At 68.3% G+C, this 16,996-nt stretch carries 13 protein-coding genes; 11 read left to right on the top strand and 2 right to left on the bottom strand.

All coding sequences use genetic code 11. The annotated features are described in order from the left end of the window. The 11 genes from ACWEF2_RS19175 (at nt 1) to amaB (ending at nt 12,486) form a co-directional block, all read left to right on the top strand. Nucleotides 1–375 (top strand): MarR family winged helix-turn-helix transcriptional regulator, encoded by a 375-nt coding sequence (locus ACWEF2_RS19175; protein ID WP_453816896.1) that lies wholly within the window; start codon nt 1–3, stop codon nt 373–375. Nucleotides 376–646: 271 nt separating this feature from the next. Beyond that, the gene (locus ACWEF2_RS19170) at nt 647–2,602 is read left to right on the top strand and encodes an aconitate hydratase (protein ID WP_453816894.1); all 1,956 of its coding nucleotides are present in this window, start codon (nt 647–649) and stop codon (nt 2,600–2,602) included. 274 nt (nt 2,603–2,876) lie between these two features. Then, entirely contained in the window at nt 2,877–3,719 is an 843-nt protein-coding gene (locus ACWEF2_RS19165; RefSeq protein ID WP_453817056.1) for a transporter substrate-binding domain-containing protein, read from the top strand. 116 nt (nt 3,720–3,835) lie between these two features. After that, nucleotides 3,836–4,849, top strand: a complete 1,014-nt coding sequence (locus ACWEF2_RS19160; protein WP_453816892.1) for an amino acid ABC transporter permease — start codon at nt 3,836–3,838, stop codon at nt 4,847–4,849. 4 nt (nt 4,850–4,853) lie between these two features. Beyond that, a complete protein-coding gene (locus tag ACWEF2_RS19155; RefSeq protein ID WP_453816890.1) occupies nt 4,854–5,597 on the top strand; it encodes an amino acid ABC transporter ATP-binding protein in 744 nt (247 codons plus the stop codon). 56 nt (nt 5,598–5,653) lie between these two features. Beyond that, nucleotides 5,654–6,160 carry a hypothetical protein gene (locus ACWEF2_RS19150; RefSeq protein ID WP_453816888.1) on the top strand — a complete coding sequence of 169 codons (507 nt, stop codon included), beginning with the start codon at nt 5,654–5,656 and terminating at the stop codon, nt 6,158–6,160. 42 nt (nt 6,161–6,202) lie between these two features. After that, entirely contained in the window at nt 6,203–7,381 is a 1,179-nt protein-coding gene (locus ACWEF2_RS19145) for an NAD(P)/FAD-dependent oxidoreductase (RefSeq protein WP_453816886.1), read from the top strand. Between the two features lie 45 nt (nt 7,382–7,426). Beyond that, on the top strand, nt 7,427–7,918 hold the full coding sequence (locus ACWEF2_RS19140) for a gamma-glutamylcyclotransferase family protein (protein WP_453816884.1): 492 nt from the start codon (nt 7,427–7,429) through the stop codon (nt 7,916–7,918). A gap of 279 nt (nt 7,919–8,197) precedes the next feature. Beyond that, nucleotides 8,198–9,562: a flavin-containing monooxygenase gene (locus ACWEF2_RS19135; protein ID WP_453816882.1), complete on the top strand. Its 1,365-nt coding sequence runs from the start codon at nt 8,198–8,200 to the stop codon at nt 9,560–9,562. A gap of 130 nt (nt 9,563–9,692) precedes the next feature. Further along, nucleotides 9,693–10,838, top strand: coding sequence for a Glu/Leu/Phe/Val family dehydrogenase (locus ACWEF2_RS19130; RefSeq protein WP_453817054.1), 1,146 nt, complete (start codon nt 9,693–9,695; stop codon nt 10,836–10,838). Between the two features lie 112 nt (nt 10,839–10,950). Further along, complete coding sequence (gene amaB / locus ACWEF2_RS19125; protein ID WP_453816880.1) at nt 10,951–12,486, top strand: L-piperidine-6-carboxylate dehydrogenase; 1,536 nt, start codon at nt 10,951–10,953, stop codon at nt 12,484–12,486. 31 nt (nt 12,487–12,517) lie between these two features. On the opposite strand, the gene ACWEF2_RS19120 is transcribed toward amaB, so the two are convergent. Beyond that, complete coding sequence (locus tag ACWEF2_RS19120) at nt 12,518–13,492, bottom strand: LysR family transcriptional regulator (protein WP_355598699.1); 975 nt, start codon at nt 13,490–13,492, stop codon at nt 12,518–12,520. Between the two features lie 214 nt (nt 13,493–13,706). Next, entirely contained in the window at nt 13,707–16,577 is a 2,871-nt protein-coding gene (locus ACWEF2_RS19115) for an FAD-binding and (Fe-S)-binding domain-containing protein (RefSeq protein WP_453816878.1), read from the bottom strand. Nucleotides 16,578–16,996 lie beyond the last annotated feature (419 nt).

Raw genomic sequence — 16,996 nt, 5'->3', positions numbered from 1 at the left:
TTGGCTCGCTTCCGGTTTGGGATCCGCCGCTATCTGCGCTTCAGCGAGGAGACGGTGCGCAGGGACGGCCTCACTCCCCAGCAGTATCAGCTGCTGCTGGCGTTGAAAGGGTTTCCCGGCCGGGAGTGGGCGACCGTGGGGGAACTCGCCGACCGGCTCCAGCTACGTCATCACAGCGTGGTCGAACTGGTCAATCGAGCCCAGAGGCAGGGACTGGTGAAGCGGGACACACACCCGGACGACGGCCGGGCGGTGCGGGTGTTGCTGACCTCGGAGGGGGAGCGGGTCCTGACGCGTCTGAGCGCGCTCCACCGCGACGAGCTGCGGCGCATGGACGCGATACTCGCCCCCCCGACCTGGAACGGCACACCGTAGGAAAGGCGCGCGCCAGCCCCGTGAGCGGAGCGGTACACCTGGCCCGTGTGGTCGAACGGGGACATCATGGAGGTGAGTCCAGGAAAGTCCGGACCTGGAACACACCCGCGGGTGTCTCCGGAGGTCCGGCACGCCGTACAGGCGCCGGGCGACAGCCGCGACGCCGGCAGGTGAGAGACCGTGAGCACGGGGTCGGCCGCCGAGGAGTGCGCTCGGAGCCGTCGAGGAGACCCCGGCGCTCGGCGGACAGGCCGGAGAAGAGGTGACGGGGATGAGACTCAATGTGGCCGAAAAGCTCATAGCAGCACATCTGGTCGACGGTGAGATGGTGCCGGGCGAAGAGATAGGACTGCGCATCGACCAGACCCTGACCCAGGACGCGACCGGCACCATGGTCATGCTGGAGCTGGAAGCCCTCGGCCTGGAAAGGATCCGTACCGGGGTGTCGGTGCAGTACGTCGACCATAACCTGTTGCAGACCGACGAGCGGAACATGGCCGACCACCTGTTCCTGCGCTCGGCGTGCCGGCGGTTCGGGCTGTGGTACTCCAGGCCCGGCAACGGCGTGTCACACCCCGCGCACATGCAGCGCTTCGGGGTGCCGGGCGCCACCATGGCCGGATCCGACTCACATACCTGCGCCGCCGGGTCGCTGGGCATGCTGGCCATCGGGGTGGGCGGCCTGGAGGTCGCCCTGGCGATGGCCGGCGAACCGCTGTACGTGACGATGCCGCAGATCTGGGGGATACGGCTGATCGGAGTGCTGCCGGCATGGGTGAGTGCCAAGGACGTGATCCTGGAACTGCTGCGCCGTCACGGCGTCAACGGCGGTGTGAACAGGATCGTCGAGTACCACGGTCCCGGGCTGGACTGCCTGTCCGCCATGGACCGGCACGTGATCGCGAACATGGGCGCCGAGCTCGGGGCGACCACCACCGTGTTTCCCAGCGACACCAGAGTACGGGCGTTTCTGCAGGCCGAGGGGCGTGAGCACGAATTCGTGGAGATCTGCGCCGACACCGGCGCCGGCTACGACGTCACCGATGAGATCGACCTGTCGGGCCTGCAGCCGCTGATCGCCATGCCGAGCTCTCCGGGCAACGTGGTGCCGGTGCGGCAGGTCGCGGGTGAGGATGTGCACCAGGTGGTGGTCGGTTCGTCGGCCAACCCCGGACTGCGGGACTTCGCCGTGGTCGCGGCCGTTCTGCGCGGCCGGCAGGCGCACCCGCAGGTGTCCCTGGACATCAACCCGACCTCCCGGCAGACCCTGGCCGAGCTGACCGCGATGGGCGCCACCCTCGATCTCATCCGGTCCGGAGCCCGCATTCACCAGGCAGGCTGCATGGGCTGCATCGGCATGGGACAGGCCCCCGCGGTGGGGGCCAACAGTCTCCGCACATTCCCCCGCAACTTTCCCGGACGGTCCGGCACGACCGACGACCGGGTCTGGCTCTGTTCGCCGGAGACCGCAGCCGCCGCCGCTCTGACCGGCCGGATCACCGATCCCCGAGACCTGCCCGGCCTGCTCGGTGTCGACTATCCCGTCCTGGGGCTGCCGCAGACCGCCGCCGTCAACACCGCCATGCTGGAACCGCCGCCGCCGGCCGCCGAAGCGAGCACGGTGACGCTGGTGAAGGCGCCCAGCATCGGTTCGCTGCCCGAACTGGACCCGCTGCCCGACAGTCTGACGGCCCGGGTGGTCATCAAGGTCGGGGACAACGTGTCCACCGACGAAATCCTGCCCGCCGGCGCCCAGGCCCTGCCGTACCGCAGCAACATTGCCAAACTGGCCGAGTTCGCCTTCAGCCGGGTCGACCCCGGCTACCCCGAGCGGGCTCGGCAGGCCGGGCGGCACATCATCGTCGCCGGTGCCAACTACGGGCAGGGCTCGTCGCGGGAACACGCGGCGATCGCCCCCCGGTACCTGGGACTGCGCCTGGTGGTCGCCAAGTCGTACGCTCGCATCCACTGGCAGAACCTGGCCAATTTCGGGATCCTGCCGCTGCAGTTCACCGAGGAGGCCGACTACGACCACGTCGCGCCGGGCGACGAACTCGGCGTCGACGGCCTGCACGGCACGCTGGTCGGGGGAACCGAGGTCACCCTCCGCAACCTGACCCGGGGCACCACATACCTGACCCGGCACCGGCTGTCCCCACGTCAGGTCGCCATGATCCTGGCAGGCGGCCAGATCCCTCGGTTGCGGCGAGCCTCCAGGGAACGCTGAGCCAGGGCCCGACGCCGGCCACGCCAAGATCGAGAAAGACCGCGATTAGCATTGCTAATCCTCAGCGCAATATTGGTGTGGTCTTGCCATCTGGACACTGCATCCGCCGCCCGTGAGACTCACACCACGGTGATTGGTCCTCGGCCGTAGCGGATGGGGAATGCGGCGGGACGACGATCTATCACTTGTTGCATCACCTCGAAAAGCGCGACCCGTGCCCAGGGTGGAACACCAAAAATATGATACCACGTCTGGGAGCATTGAAAGGCAAGTGATGATCAAGAAGCGCGTTTCTCTGGCCATTAGTGCGGTGCTCTTGGCTGCCCTTTCGACGGCGGCATGCGGAAGTTCCGAGCCGGTCGCCGAGAATAAGTCCGGAATCGAGACCGTCAAGCCCGGTGTTCTTACCGTGGTTTTTGCGGACTTCCCTTACGCCGGATTCATCGACGGCAGCGACCCCACGGCCCCGACGGGTGGTTACTTCGTCGACCTGACCGAGAAGATCGGCAAGGAGCTGGGTCTCAAGGTTGAGTACAACAAGATCGACTTCACGGCCATGATTGGCGGCCAGGCGAAGAACTATGACATTTCCGCGGACACCTTCTCCATCCTTCCGGAGCGCGTCGAGAAATTCGACATGACCATTCCCATCTGGTCCGACCACATCGCGATCGCCACCAAAAAGGGCGTTGACGCGAGCACCGCGGACAAGATCCGGGACCTGAAGCTGGGCTCCTGTGGCGCGTGCGACACGTCCCAGTACATCAACAAGGTGATCAAGCCCAATGTCAAGCCCCTCGGCTTCGACGAGGATCAGCAGAAGTACGACGCGGTGATGGACGGCCGCATCGACGGTGCCCTCGGCAACCTTCCGTCGGTCCTCGCCAAGATGCAGACGCCGAAGTACGCCGGCATGCAGGCCGCCTGCCAGCTGCCCGAGGAAAGCCAGTACGCCTGGATCCTCAACAAGGGCGCCGCGGTCTTCCCGAAGGTTCAGGAGCTGCTGAAGAAGTACCAGGCGGACGGGACCCTCAAGGCGATGCAGGACAAGAACGTTCTGCCCACCCTCGGTGGGGTGGACCCGGCCTCCGTGCCGACATGCCCGTCGTTCAGCTGACGCTGACGTCTGCCGCCGGCTCCGGTCGGCCACCAAAGAAGTGATCACGCGAGAGAGCTCGATCGCCGTCCACGGGGACGGCGGTCGAGCTTTCCCGCCGAGCAGGGAAGCGAACCATGAATCAAACCATTGGGGATCCAGCGCAGTCGCCGGACGGCCTGTTGGCCGTCGGCCAGGTTGATTCCGATGGCGACAGCGCACCGCGCAGGTTCCCGAGCATGATTCCATCGATCGTGGCGACGGTGGTTTTCCCGCCGCTGGGGCTGGTCTCGCTCGCAGGCGCGGTCGGATATCGCAGGTCGGTGCGGGAGGGGAGACCCTCCGTCGCGCAGGCCGTGAGAGCGCGGGACTGGGCGACGTACGCATTCGGCGCAGCCCTCACCACCCTGATCGTGGGGGCGCTCACGGCTTTTCTCCTGCTCAACGATCACGCCGTGCTGCGTGCGTATTTCGACCTGGACGCCCTCAAGACGAGCATCCCGGAAATCGGCGGCGCCTTTCTCGGTAACCTGTATGTCTCGATCATTGCCGAGATCGGAATCGTGATCTGGTCTCTGATTCTTGTCGTGGGCCGTTCCATACCCGGCCGGGCGTATCTTCCCATACGGCTTATCGTCGTTGGCTATATCGATCTGTTTCGCGCGCTTCCGGGTCTTCTGACGATCCTGCTGATCGGCTTCGGGCTGCCCGCCACCGGCATTGAATTCTTCGCCAACATGTCGCTGTACCAGACGGGGGCCATAGCCCTCGTCATCGTCTACGGCGCCTACGTCGCCGAGATCTTCCGCGGAGCCATCGACGCCATTCCGAGCGGACAGCTCGCCGCGGCGCGTTCACTGGGTTTCGGATACTTCGGCGCCATGCGCCACATCATCCTGCCCCAGGCGATCCGGGCGACTCTGCCCTCGCTGCTGAACTGGTACATCTCCGTGCTCAAGGACACCTCGCTGCTCTCGGTGCTCGGTCTGGTCGAAGGTCTCACGACAGCGAGAATTCAGGTCACCTTCATGTCCAACCTGAGCCCCCTGGTGGGAGTCTCCCTGTGCTTCCTGATCGTCACACTGCCGCTGTCGCGGCTCACGGACTACATCATTGTGCGCTCGGCTCGCAAACGCCAGGGAAAGGCGTAGATGAATGTCATTCGTCAAACTTGAGAATGTCGGAAAAACCTACGGGTCCATAAGTGTTCTTAAGGATCTGAACCTCCGGGTCGACAAGCACGAGGTCGTGTGTCTTATCGGCCCGTCCGGCTGCGGTAAATCAACAATGCTCCGATGCATTAACGGGCTGGAGAGCATTCAGGCCGGGAGCATCTTCGTCGGCGACCTTGAGGTGTCGAGTCCCATCGTGGACATAAACGCCGTGCGCCGCCGCGTGGGGATGGTCTTCCAGCATTTCAATCTCTTCCCGCACATGACGGCCATTGAAAATGTCATGGTCGCTCAGCTGCGTGTCCTGGGCAGGGACAAGCGGGCGGCGCGGGACATGGCCTTCGAACTCCTCTCGCGTGTCGGCCTGTCGAAGAAGATCGACAAATACCCCGAGGCGCTCTCGGGAGGCGAGCAGCAGCGGGTGGCCATCGCCCGCACGCTTGCCATGTCCCCGCAGGCCCTTCTGCTGGACGAGATCACCTCCGCTCTCGATCCGGAGCTCGTCGGCGAAGTCCTGGAGATCGTTCGCGAGCTCGCGAACGAGGGCATGACGATGCTGCTGGCGACCCATGAGATGAGTTTCGCGCGTGAGGTCGCCACCCGGGTGTGCTTTGTCGCCGAGGGCGGGATATACGAGGAGGGCCCCGCGGAAAAGATTCTGTCGAACCCGGACCGGCCGAAAACGCAGGCATTCTTGCGTCGCCTCGTCGAATCGCACCGGCTCTAGACACCAGAACGGCAACAACCGCGCGGCGGTGGCTGCGTAATCGGAGATCACGACTCATGAGCACGGACGATATCGGCTACTACTTCGCCTACTGCACATGGCTGGACCCGCGCCTCCTCAAAGCGAGGGCTCCCAGTGCGAGGGTTGTCACCCTGGGCAGGGCCCACAACCGGCGAGTCGAGTTCCGCCGGTCGGCGGACTTGGAGGGCGGTAAGGGCTGGTGCCACCTTTCGGACACCGGTGACGCCTGGGGCCGCGTCGCGTACGGCGCGGTCATCGCGATGAGCCCGCCTCAGAACGCACGGGTCTTCGCGGCGAACGAGGCTCGGTTCCTCACCGTGTACGGAGACGACGGTGTCGTCTACGACTGCTGGACCTACTGCCTGAACAATCCGGGCGAGCCGATGAGGGTCCCGGACTACGAATGGGACCACATCGTGGCCGGCGTTGAGGCATGGGACCTGCCGCGGTCCTACGCGGCGGAGTTGCGGGCGACCTACGACGGGGCCGAGACCTGCCCCGACGCGGGGCGCGCCAATCCCGTCCTCATCCCCGATGAATAGCCGACGACCGTATCCAAACGTCAGAAGAGAGCGAATCAACCCATGACCGTGACACAAGACGTCGTCGTCATCGGCGGCGGCCTCAACGGTGCCGCGACCGCGTATCACCTGGCCCGGCTGGGCGCGGGGCGAGTCACCGTCCTGACCGGAACCATGGATGACCGTGGCGCGTCTCAGGACGCTGTGGGCCTGCTCAGGACCCACCACGACAACAGGCCCGAGGCGGCTCTCGCGGCGGCGAGCATGCCGTTCTTCGAGCACTGGCAGGAGCACGTGGGGGCGCCCAACGGGTGGCTCCCCTCGGGCTTCATTCGTTTCGTCGACGAGAGCGAGGTCGAAAGCCTCAAGACCAATGTCGCCATTCAGCACGGGCTCGGGGTCGAGGCGCTCGTCCTCACCCCCGGGGAGATCTCCGACCTCCACCCTTACTTCGACCTCCACGGGATCGGCGCGGCGGTCTACGAGCCCAACGCCGGAACGGCCGACAACTGGTTGTGCACAACGACGCTCCTCGCCGCGGTGGAGCGGCTGGGGGTCACCGTGAACCCCACGGACGCCACCAGGATTCTGGTCGACGACCGCGGAGTGGCGGGCGTCCTGACCGCCGACGGGCAGACCGTCGCCACGCGCACCGTCGTGCTGGCGGCCGGTGCCTGGGCGAAACACCTCGCCGCGTCGGCGGGTGTCGAGCTGCCCCTGGAGTCACGTGCGATATCCGTGGGTGAGATCGACCTTCCCGAAGGACTCGGCCCGGTCAGCTCGTACATGGATCCGATCACCGATTCCTGGCTGACGCCCCGCGGTGGTCGTCGCGGCATCATCACGCTCCACGACGAGTTCACCGGGAAGCCGGTCGATCCCGACAGCTACGGCCTGCGCGTCGATCCGGCCGCCAACGAGGTGGGGATCGCGAAGGTCACGTCCCGGATACCGGTACTCGGCGGCTCGAAGGTCCGGCGGTCATGGACCAGAGCCGACACCTACGCCCCGGACGGCAAGCCCATCATCGGCGGGGTGGATGAGATGCCCGGGCTGTACCTGAACGTCGCCGGGGCTGGCAAGGGGCACAAGGTGGCACCGGCCGCGGGGCTGTCCCTCAGCGAGCTGATTCTCGGCCACGGCGCGAAGACCGTCGACCTGACGCCGTTCAACCTGAATCGATTCGCGGGCGCCGGTTTCCCGGTGTCCGGAGCGGAATACCTCAAACGCACCATCGGGTGAGCGTTCTCCCTTTGGCCCCGAAGCTCACTACTCAGAGGATTGACAATGACCTCGGCATCTGACGAATTGACCACCTACTACTTCGGGTACGGCACCCTGCTGGGCACCGCGGAGATGCAGAGATACTGCCCGGGCGCCGAGAAGGTCGCCGTCGCCTCCTTCCCCGGCCACCGGCTGGAGTTCTGGGCCTACGACGCGGAGGCCGGCCGTGTGGGATGCCACCTGGCCGAGGCCCCGGGTACGGAGGCGTACGGAGTCGTCTACCGGGTTCCCGATTCGGAGATGGCCGGCCTCGACCGGGCGTCAGGTGTCGACCGCGACTGGTTCCGGCGCCTGCCCATCGACGTCACCACGGCGCAGGGCGAGCCCATGACGGTCACGACGTACTTCCTGACGGATCCTCTGCGACCGGAGACCCCCGACGACGCGTACGTGGGCTTGGTCCGCGGAGGCTCGCGTTCAGCCGGTCTTCCCGAGGAGTTCGTCGTTCAGCTGAACGACTATCTCGACGCGTTGCCCCCGCGCACGACCCCCTGAAGGCCGGCGTCACCCCATGCCCGCATCCGCGGCGAGACGGAACACACCCGGTCGCCGCCCATGCGGGATGTCGCCGTCGGCGGTATCCGACGGCAAGGTCATGCGCGGTGCGAGCCCGCCCGGCGGCGGGCGGGCTCGCCCACCTTCCCCCGGCGGCCCGGGTGTTCACCGCGACGGCGGCGCCGCCCGGCCTCCGCGCCTCCGTCGGTCCGATACGACGGGGCACCCGTGACGACCCCCGCGCACCCTTGAGCCACCTTCCTAAGGAGGAGTATCAACGTGGCAAAGTCCACCAAACCCGCGTACTGCATCATCGGCGCGGGGGCAGCCGGCCTGGCCGCGCTTAAGGCGCTGGTGAGCGCAGGCCATGACGTTACGTGTTTCGAGCGCGATGACCGCATCGGCGGGCATTGGCACACGGACTACGAGGCACTGCACCTGATCACGCCCCGGGATTCCTCCGGCTTCCTGGACAGCAGGATGCCCGACACCTATCCGATGTTCCCCAGCCGCAACCAGATGCGGGACTACATCGTCGACTACGGCATAAGCAATGGACTGACCGACCACATTCGATTCTCCACAGAGGTGGTCCGGATCCGTCCCGTCAACGGGGACTCCAGCCAGGGCTGGCTCGTCACGACGTCCGACGGTTCGACGCGACGGTTCGACGCGGTGATCGTGGCCAACGGGCACCTGTGGGATCCCGATCTCCCGGCTCTCGCCGACGGATTCACCGGAGTTTCCCTGCACTCGTCCGAATACACGAACACCGAGGATCTCAAAGGACGGCGAGTCCTGGTGGTGGGCGCGGGCAATTCCGGATGCGACCTGGCCGTCGACGCCGCGCAGGCGGGCTTCACGACCAGCATCTCGATCAGGGGCGGGCGGGTCTACCAGCCCAAGACGTTGTACGGCAGGCCGCGCAGCGAGCTGAAGCTCGTCGCGAAACTGCCGGTGTGGTTTCAGGAGCGCGTCCTGCGTGAGCTGGTGAGAGTCGCGCTCGGAAACCCTGAAAGCCATCGCGGGCTTCCGAGGCCCGCCAGCCGGAACCTGTTCAAGAACCTTCCCGTCGTCAACAGCCTTCTGACCTATTGGATCGATCACGGTCGTATCCGGGTAACCGGTGAGGTCGTCGCCATCGACGGCAGGGCGGTGTCGTTTGCCGACGGGACCACGGAGGACTTCGACTCCATCCTGTGGGCCTCGGGATTCAAAGTCACCCTGCCGTTCCTGGAATCCTCCGCCGTCGAGACCAGCGGGGGCGTTCCGCTGAGGGTCGCGGGCGGTATTCTTCCCCTCAATGCCTCACGTCTCTTCTTTGTGGGGCTTATCGCCCCCCGAGGTCCTCAACTACCCGTCTACTCCGCGCAGTCGGAGTTGCTTCTTGAGTTGTTGGACCTCCAGGAGAAGGTGACGGAACCCCTGGCGGAGCACTTCGGCGGAGCACCGGCCGCGACAGACCAGATCGATCACCTTCGGCACATCTGGGAGAAGGACATGGCCAAGGCGAGACGGCTGGTACGCCGGCTGAGGCGCCGCCCGCCGGCGGCCGGGGCTCCGAACCGGCCCGCCCACCCGGCGGTTTCGGACTCCGCCGCCTCGTCCGCACCGCGAGTCGATCGAACTGCCGAGGGTCCGTGACCACCAGCGGATCTGGTGCTTGAGGTGTCAAAGTCTAGGGGCTGAGCACCTTCCAAACGGTTACCGACTCAGTGATGCTGAGTCGGCGGGTCGATGACTAAGGAGAACTGTGACGGACACCTTTGCGCTTATGGATGAATGGGGACCTGAGAAGGTCGTCTGCGTCTCGGATCGCAAATCCGGGATGAAAGGCGTCCTTGTTCTGGATAACACCGCTCGCGGCATGGGCAAGGGCGGCACCCGGATGAGTCCCACACTCTCGGTCAACGAGGTGGCCCGGCTGGCACGCACCATGACGTGGAAATGGGCGGCTGTGGATCTTTACCACGGCGGCGCCAAGGCCGGTATTCTGGGAGATCCCAACGCGCCGAACAAGGAGCAAATCTTGCGGGCCTTTGCCCGGGCCCTGGCCAACGAGGTGCCGAAGGAGTACGTCTTCGGTCTCGACATGGGGCTCTCGGAGAAGGACGCCGCGATCTTCGTCGACGAACTCGGCGATCGCGGAGCCTCGGTGGGCCTGCCCAGGGCGCTCGGGGGAGTGCCCTACGACGAACTGGGGGTCACCGGTTTCGGCGTCGCGGAGGCGGCCGACGCCGCGGCCCAGACCACCGGCCTCCTGATGAAGGGCGCCCGGGTCGTCGTTCAAGGCTTCGGCGCGGTGGGGTCCGCGGCCGCCGAGCAGTTCCGAGCCCTGGGAGCCACCCTTGTCGGGGTGTCCACGTCCGTCGGCTCGCTGCACGACCCCGACGGCCTGGACCTGGACCGGCTCCTGTACCTGCGCGGCGAGGCCGGCGACGGGTGTGTGCGCGAGTACGGCGGGGTCAGGCCGACCACCGACGCGCTGGCCTTCGACTGCGACATCCTGGTCCCCGCGGCCACCCAGGACGTGGTGGACGTGGATGTGGCCCGGTCGACGACGGCCTCCCTGGTGGTCGAGGGAGCCAACATGCCGACGACCGGTCCGGCCCTGGACGTGCTGGCCGCGCGCGGCATCTCCGTGGTCCCGGACTTCATCGCCAACGCCGGAGGGGTCATAGCCGCCGCGTTCTCCATGGACAACCGATACTCCCCGTTCGCCACCGATCCGGCTCAGATCTTCTCCCACATATCCGCGAAGATCCGCGGCAACGCCGAGACGGTCCTGCTGGAGAGCAGCCGACGTGGTAGCACACCTCACGTCGCGGCCCGGCAGATCGCCCAGGAACGAGTGCTGGCGGCGATGTGCCTGCGAGGCCAGATCTCGATCGACGAGCAGATCAAGGAGCCCGTGGCGTGAGCCGGACCCGGCGCCCGGCACGGCCCCGGCTCCGAACCCAAAGATCTTGACAGGCCCGGCACACGAGCCTGATCCCTCCTACCGACCGTAACCACAGACTGAGAGAGCTGTTATGACCGCCACCGTCCTGCCCGCCGCCGATCACCTTCGCAGGGAGGCCCAAGGCGCCCTTGAGCGCTGCGGTGTGGACCCCGCGCTGCTGCACGGTGCGCACTTCTCACGGTCCCCCATCAACGGTGCGGATCTGCTGCCGGTCACGTTGGTGGACGGCGGCGCCGTTGACGAGGCGGTGGCGCGTGCCCGGGAGGCGTTCCTCGTCTGGCGGGAGACCCCCGCACCGGTGCGTGGAGCGTTGGTGAGCAGGCTGGGCGAACTGCTGGTCGAGCACAAGGAGGACATCGCCACCCTGATCAGCCTCGAAGTCGGCAAGATCACCTCTGAGGCGCTCGGCGAAGTGCAGGAGATGATCGACATCTGCGAGTTCGCCGTCGGCCTGTCACGTCAGCTCTACGGAAAGACCATGCCGTCCGAGCGTCCCGGCCACCGGCTCATGGAGACCTGGCACCCGCTCGGGGTCGTGGGGGTCATCAGCGCCTTCAACTTCCCGGCGGCCGTGTGGGCGTGGAACGCGGCGGTGGCGCTGGTATGCGGTGACGCCGTGGTCTGGAAGCCGTCCGAGACGACGCCGCTGACCGCACTGGCCTGTCAGGCGGTCCTCCAGCGGGCGATCGGGGAGACGGGCGCGCCGCGGCACGTCAGCCAGGTCGTGCTCGGCGGGGCCGACGCCGGCGAACGCCTGGTGGACCATCGCGACGTGGCCCTGCTCAGCGCGACGGGGTCGACGCGGATGGGGCGGGTCGTGGGGCCGCGTGTGGCAGCCCGGTTCGGCCGGTGCCTCCTCGAACTCGGCGGGAACAACGCGGCGGTCGTCGCACGATCGGCCGACCTCGATCTGGCGACACGGGGGATCGTGTTCGCCGCCGTCGGCACCGCGGGGCAGCGCTGCACGAGCATGCGCCGCGTCTTCGTCCACGAGGACATCGCCGACGACCTGGAGAATCGCCTCGTCGCGGCATACGCGCGTCTCCCGATCGGCGACCCCACGGCGGAGGGAACGCTCGTGGGCCCGCTTGTCAACGAGAGGGCCTTCCGGAGTCTGACCGAGGCCCTGGGCCGGGCTGACAAGGAGGGGGGAGAGCTTCTCGTCGGCGGAGGGCGCCGCCTGGAGGACACGAGCCCGGACGCCTACTACGTCGAGCCGGCCATCGTCCGTATGCCCGCGCAGAGCGACATCGTGAAGGAGGAGACGTTCGCCCCCCTCCTGTACGTGATGCGCTACCGGGATCTGGACACCGCCATCGAGCTCAACAACGACGTCCCGCAGGGGCTGTCATCGGCGATCTTCACCTCCGACCAGGCCGAGGCTGAGCGGTTTGTCAGCGCGGTCGGGTCGGACTGCGGCATCGTCAACGTGAACATCGGCACGTCCGGCGCCGAGATCGGCGGCGCCTTCGGCGGTGAGAAGGAGACCGGCGGCGGGCGCGAGTCGGGATCGGACGCGTGGCGGGCCTACATGCGGCGGGCGACCAACACCATCAACTATTCGGGTGAGCTTCCCCTGGCCCAGGGCGTTGACTTCACCGTCTGAGGCCCTGTCCGGCGGACGTGGGGCCGCGGGATCAATGGCCTTCGCCGTTGCCGGCATCGGGGTGTGTCACGTATCCAGGCGTGGGTGGGCACACCCCGGGCCGGGTGGCGACGATCGTCGCCGCGGCCCGTTCAAGGGCGCGCAATGCCTCGGTGACGGCACGGTTGTACTTCGTCGCCCGATGCAGTACGACGACGTGGCGGCGGGCGGTCACGTCCTGGAGACGGGCCGCGAAGACCCCGTCGCTGGTCACGTGGCTGAGTGCCGGAACGAGGGCGATCCCGAGGCTGGAGCGTACGAAACTGCGGATCACGTCGTAGTCGTTGCTGCGGACGGCCACGGAGGGTTCGAAACCCTTGCCGGTGCAGAGCCGCACCATGCATTTGGACCCCGGAGTGCCCTCTCGGGTCGAGACCCAGTTCTCGGTGGCCAGATCGGGCAGGACGACGGTGTCGGCGGTGGTGAGGTGATGGCCCTCGGGGAGCAGCAGGATCAACTCCTCGTCAAGCAACGGCTTCGCCTGCAGGCTCCGAGGCCACGACTTGGGGACCAGGTCGTAGTGGTACACCAGGGCGAGGTCGATTCTGCCGTCCTGGAGACTCGTCACCAGATCCTCGGACTCGCCCTCGTCAAGAAGGATCTCGACCTTCGGGTGCCGGCTGAGGAACGCCGCGAGCGCCTCGGGGAGCAGCTGCTCGCTGGCGGTGGGGAAGCTGCCTATCCGGATGAGCCCGACGGTGCCCTCGGCCATGCCGGTGATGTCGTCCTCAAGCGCCTTCAGGCTTGCCAGGGTGTCGTGCGCGCGGGCGGCCAGGAACTCCGCCGCCGCTGTGGGCCGCACACTGTGCGCGGCCCGCTCGAAAAGGGGAACCTTGACGACCCGCTCCAGGGTGGCGATCTGCTGCGACACCGCGGAGCCCGTGTATCCCAGATCCCGCGCAGCGTCGGCGAACGAGCCGGCGCGGATCACAGCCACAAGTGTTCGCAGGTGAACGGGGTTGAGCATCCGAAATCCTATCTGCAGCTCGGTTGACGCCGGGCGGCGACAAGGAGCTAAGGCAACGCTAGCGCTAGCTCAGAATAAATCTTGAACCGGGGATGTGGCGTCACGGCGTCCTGATCGTGGACCGTTCCGGCCACGGCGTCCCCCGCACCGCCGATCGGCTCGGCCCGCTCCCGTGGCGGGCCGCTTCCGCGGTGCGGGAGCGCTCAGTGGGGTGTCACTCGGGTAGATGCTCGGCGAGGAGCTGGGCGAGGTGCCGGCCGGTGCGGTCGGTGAGGGTGTTGAGCTGGGTGCGGCAGCTGAATCCGTCGGCGAGCAGGACGGTGCCGGGCCCGGCCGCTCGGACGGCGGGCAGCAGCCGGTGCTCGGCGACGGCGACGGAGATGTCGTGGTGCCCGCGCTCGACCCCGAAGTTGCCGGCCAGGCCGCAGCACCCGCCGAGCCGCTCGACGTCGGCGCCGGCGTCGCGGAGCAGGGCGGCGTCGGCGTCCCAGCCCATCACGGCGTGATGGTGACAGTGGGGCTGGGCGACACCGGTGGTGCCGGTCAGGTCCGGTGGGGTCCAGCCGGGTGTCCGGCTGAGCAGCTCGGCCAGGGTGCGGGTCGCGGCGGCGACCTCGGCCGCCGCCGAGGCGTCCTGCCCGTCCAGCAGCTCGGCGGCGTCGGCCCGCAGCACCCCGGTGCAGGAGGGTTCGAGCCCCACGACGACGGCACCGGCCCGCACGTGCGGCAGCAGCGCGTCGACGGTGGCGCGCACCTGCCGGCGGGCGCCGTCGAGCTGGCCGGTGGAGATCCAGGTCAGGCCGCAGCAGACCGGCCGGTCGGTGACGGTGACGCGGTAGCCGGCGTCCTGAAGGACGGCGACGGCCGCCTGCCCGACCTCGGGGGAGAAGGCGTCGGTGAAGGTGTCGACGAACAGGACGACATCCCCGTGCCTTCCGGCGTCGGGCTGTACGGGCCGCCGGGCGAACCAGTGCCGGAAGGTGTTCTCCGCGAACGCCGGCAGCGACCGGCGCCGGTCGACTCCGGCGCTCCAGGCGACGAGCGGGTGCAGCGTCTTCGAGCGCATCGCGACGTTGGTCAGCCGCGTGAGGGCGACCGAGCGGGAGACCAGCCGCGCCCAGCGCGGCAGCCACCCGAGGGCGTAGTGCGACCGTGGACGGGGCCGGCGCCGATACCTCTGGTGCAGCGCCTCGGCCTTGTAGGCGGCCATGTCCACACCGGTCGGGCAGTCCGACGAGCAGCCCTTGCACGAAAGGCACAGGTCCAGGGCGTCGTGGAGCGCCGGCGATCTCCACCCGTCCGGGCCGAGGTTGCCCGACACCACGTCCTGCAGCACCCTGGCACGGCCGCGCGTGGAGTCCTTCTCGTCCCGCGTGGCCACGAAGCTCGGGCACATCACGCCACCGTCGGCGCTGTTGTCGGCCCGGCACTTGCCCACACCCGTGCAGCGGTGCACCGCCATCGACAGGTCACCGCGATCGTGGCGGTAGGCCAGGCCCAAAGTGGTCAGTTCGGTCCGCCGTAGCGGCTTCGCCGCCGCGACCCGCACATCGGCGTCGAGGGGGGACGGGCGCACGATGACGCCGGGGTTCAGCAGGTCATCGGGGTCGAACACGGCCTTGACCCTCTCGAACAGCCCGATCGCCCGCGGCGAGTACATCAGCGGCAGCAGCTCACCCCGGGCACGGCCGTCGCCGTGCTCACCGGACATCGACCCGCCGTGCTCGGCCGCCAGCGCGCCGGCCGCGAGCAGGAAGTCACGGAAGACGCCGGTGCCGCGCGGGGTGTCGAACGGAAAGTCGATGCGAATGTGGACGCACCCGTCGCCGAAGTGCCCGTACGGCAGCCCGGTCAGCCGGTACTGCCCCATCAGGGTCTCGAACTCGCGCAGGTAGGCGCCCAGCCGCTGCGGCGGCACCGCCGCGTCCTCCCATCCGGCGTGGGCGGGATCACCGGCCGGGGTCCGCGAGGACAGTCCCGCGCCGTCCTCCCGGATCCTCCACAGCGCCGCCGCGTGGACGGCGTCGGTGACGACCCGCGAGTCCAGCGCCCCGGCGTCCGCGACCAGCCTGCCGGCCGCGGCCCGCACGGCGCCGATCTCCTCACCCACCAGCTCGACGAAGAGCCAGCCGGAACCGCGCGGCAGCTCGGGGACGGCCCCCGGCCCGCGCCGCTCACGCACCACGTCCACGATCCGCGCGTCCAGCCCCTCGCAGGCGACGGGAGCGTGCGGCAGGACGGCGGGGACGGCGTCCGCGGCCTCCGCCATCGACGGGTACCCCAACGCCACCAGAACCCGCACGGGGGCATCACGCACCAGCCGCACCCGGGCCGCGAGCGTCAGGGCCAGCGTCCCCTCGCTGCCCACCAGCGCCCGCGCGACGTCGAACCCGTTCTCCGGAAGCAGGTGTTCCAGCGAGTAGCCCGACACCTGCCGTCCGAACCGGCCGAGCTCGGTGCGGATGGTCGCCAGGTCGGCGCCCACGACACCCCGCAGCTCGTTCAGCAGCGGCGAGGTGGTCGTGGGGTTCTCCACCGCCCCCAGCCGCAGTCGCTCCCCGGTGCCGGCCAGCACATCGAGTCCCAGCACGTTGTCACTGGTCCGCCCGTACCCCAGCGCCCGGGATCCGCACGCGTTGTTACCGATCATCCCGCCCAGCGTCGCGCGGTTGTGGGTCGAGGGATCGGGCCCGAACCGCAGGCCGTACCCCGCCGCGGCCCTCTGCAGGCTCGCCTGCACCACACCGGGCTCCACCAGGGCGGTCCCGCCCTCGGCGTCGATCTCCAGCACGCGGTTCAGGTGGCGGCTGACGTCCACCACCACGCCGGGCCCGACGGCGTTACCCGCGATGGACGTTCCCGCCCCCCGCATCGTCAGCGGGACGGCGAGTTCGCGGCACACCCGCAGCACGGCGGCCAGCTCGTCCACGTGACGCGGAACCACCACGGCCCGGGGAGGGATTCGGTACAACGACGCGTCAGAGGAGTACAACGACCTGCGCAGAGGCGACCCGTCCACGTCCCCGGCACCCGCCGAACGCAGGGCCGCGACCAGATCCGCGTCGACGCGACTTGTGACGTCCATAGCATTCTCTCTCGTCATCTCGTGCCGCCGTCAGCCAATGCGGTTCCCCTGCGGAGAGCCGGGCCTCACGCCGTATCGCGTCAGGGGGACCTGCTCTCCCGGGGACTCGGCCGCCGGAAGGCTGAGGGTGGTCACGGTCGGCTCCTGGTCTCAGAGATCGTGGATGGGTGGCTTCTCAAGGGGGCGCGGTCCCGCGTCCGGCGGGCACCGGGCCGATGGGCCGGGTGCGGCGGCGCCGTCGGCGGACATCCGCCGGCTCCCCGTCTCACGAGTGCGGTGGCCACCCGCCCTCACCGGGCCGGGTGCCCTCCACGGCGCCGGTGCGGCGAACGGCGACGCCGGCCGAAAGCAGTGCCTGGGCCTGTGGCCGCAGGCCGTCCACCACGCCGTGCCAGTCACCTCCCCGGCTCCTCACCGCC

Source organism: Streptosporangium sp. NPDC004631 (genome assembly GCF_053601935.1).
Note: the sequence above shows the minus strand (reverse complement) of the source record. Positions and strands in the feature narration are given on the sequence as shown.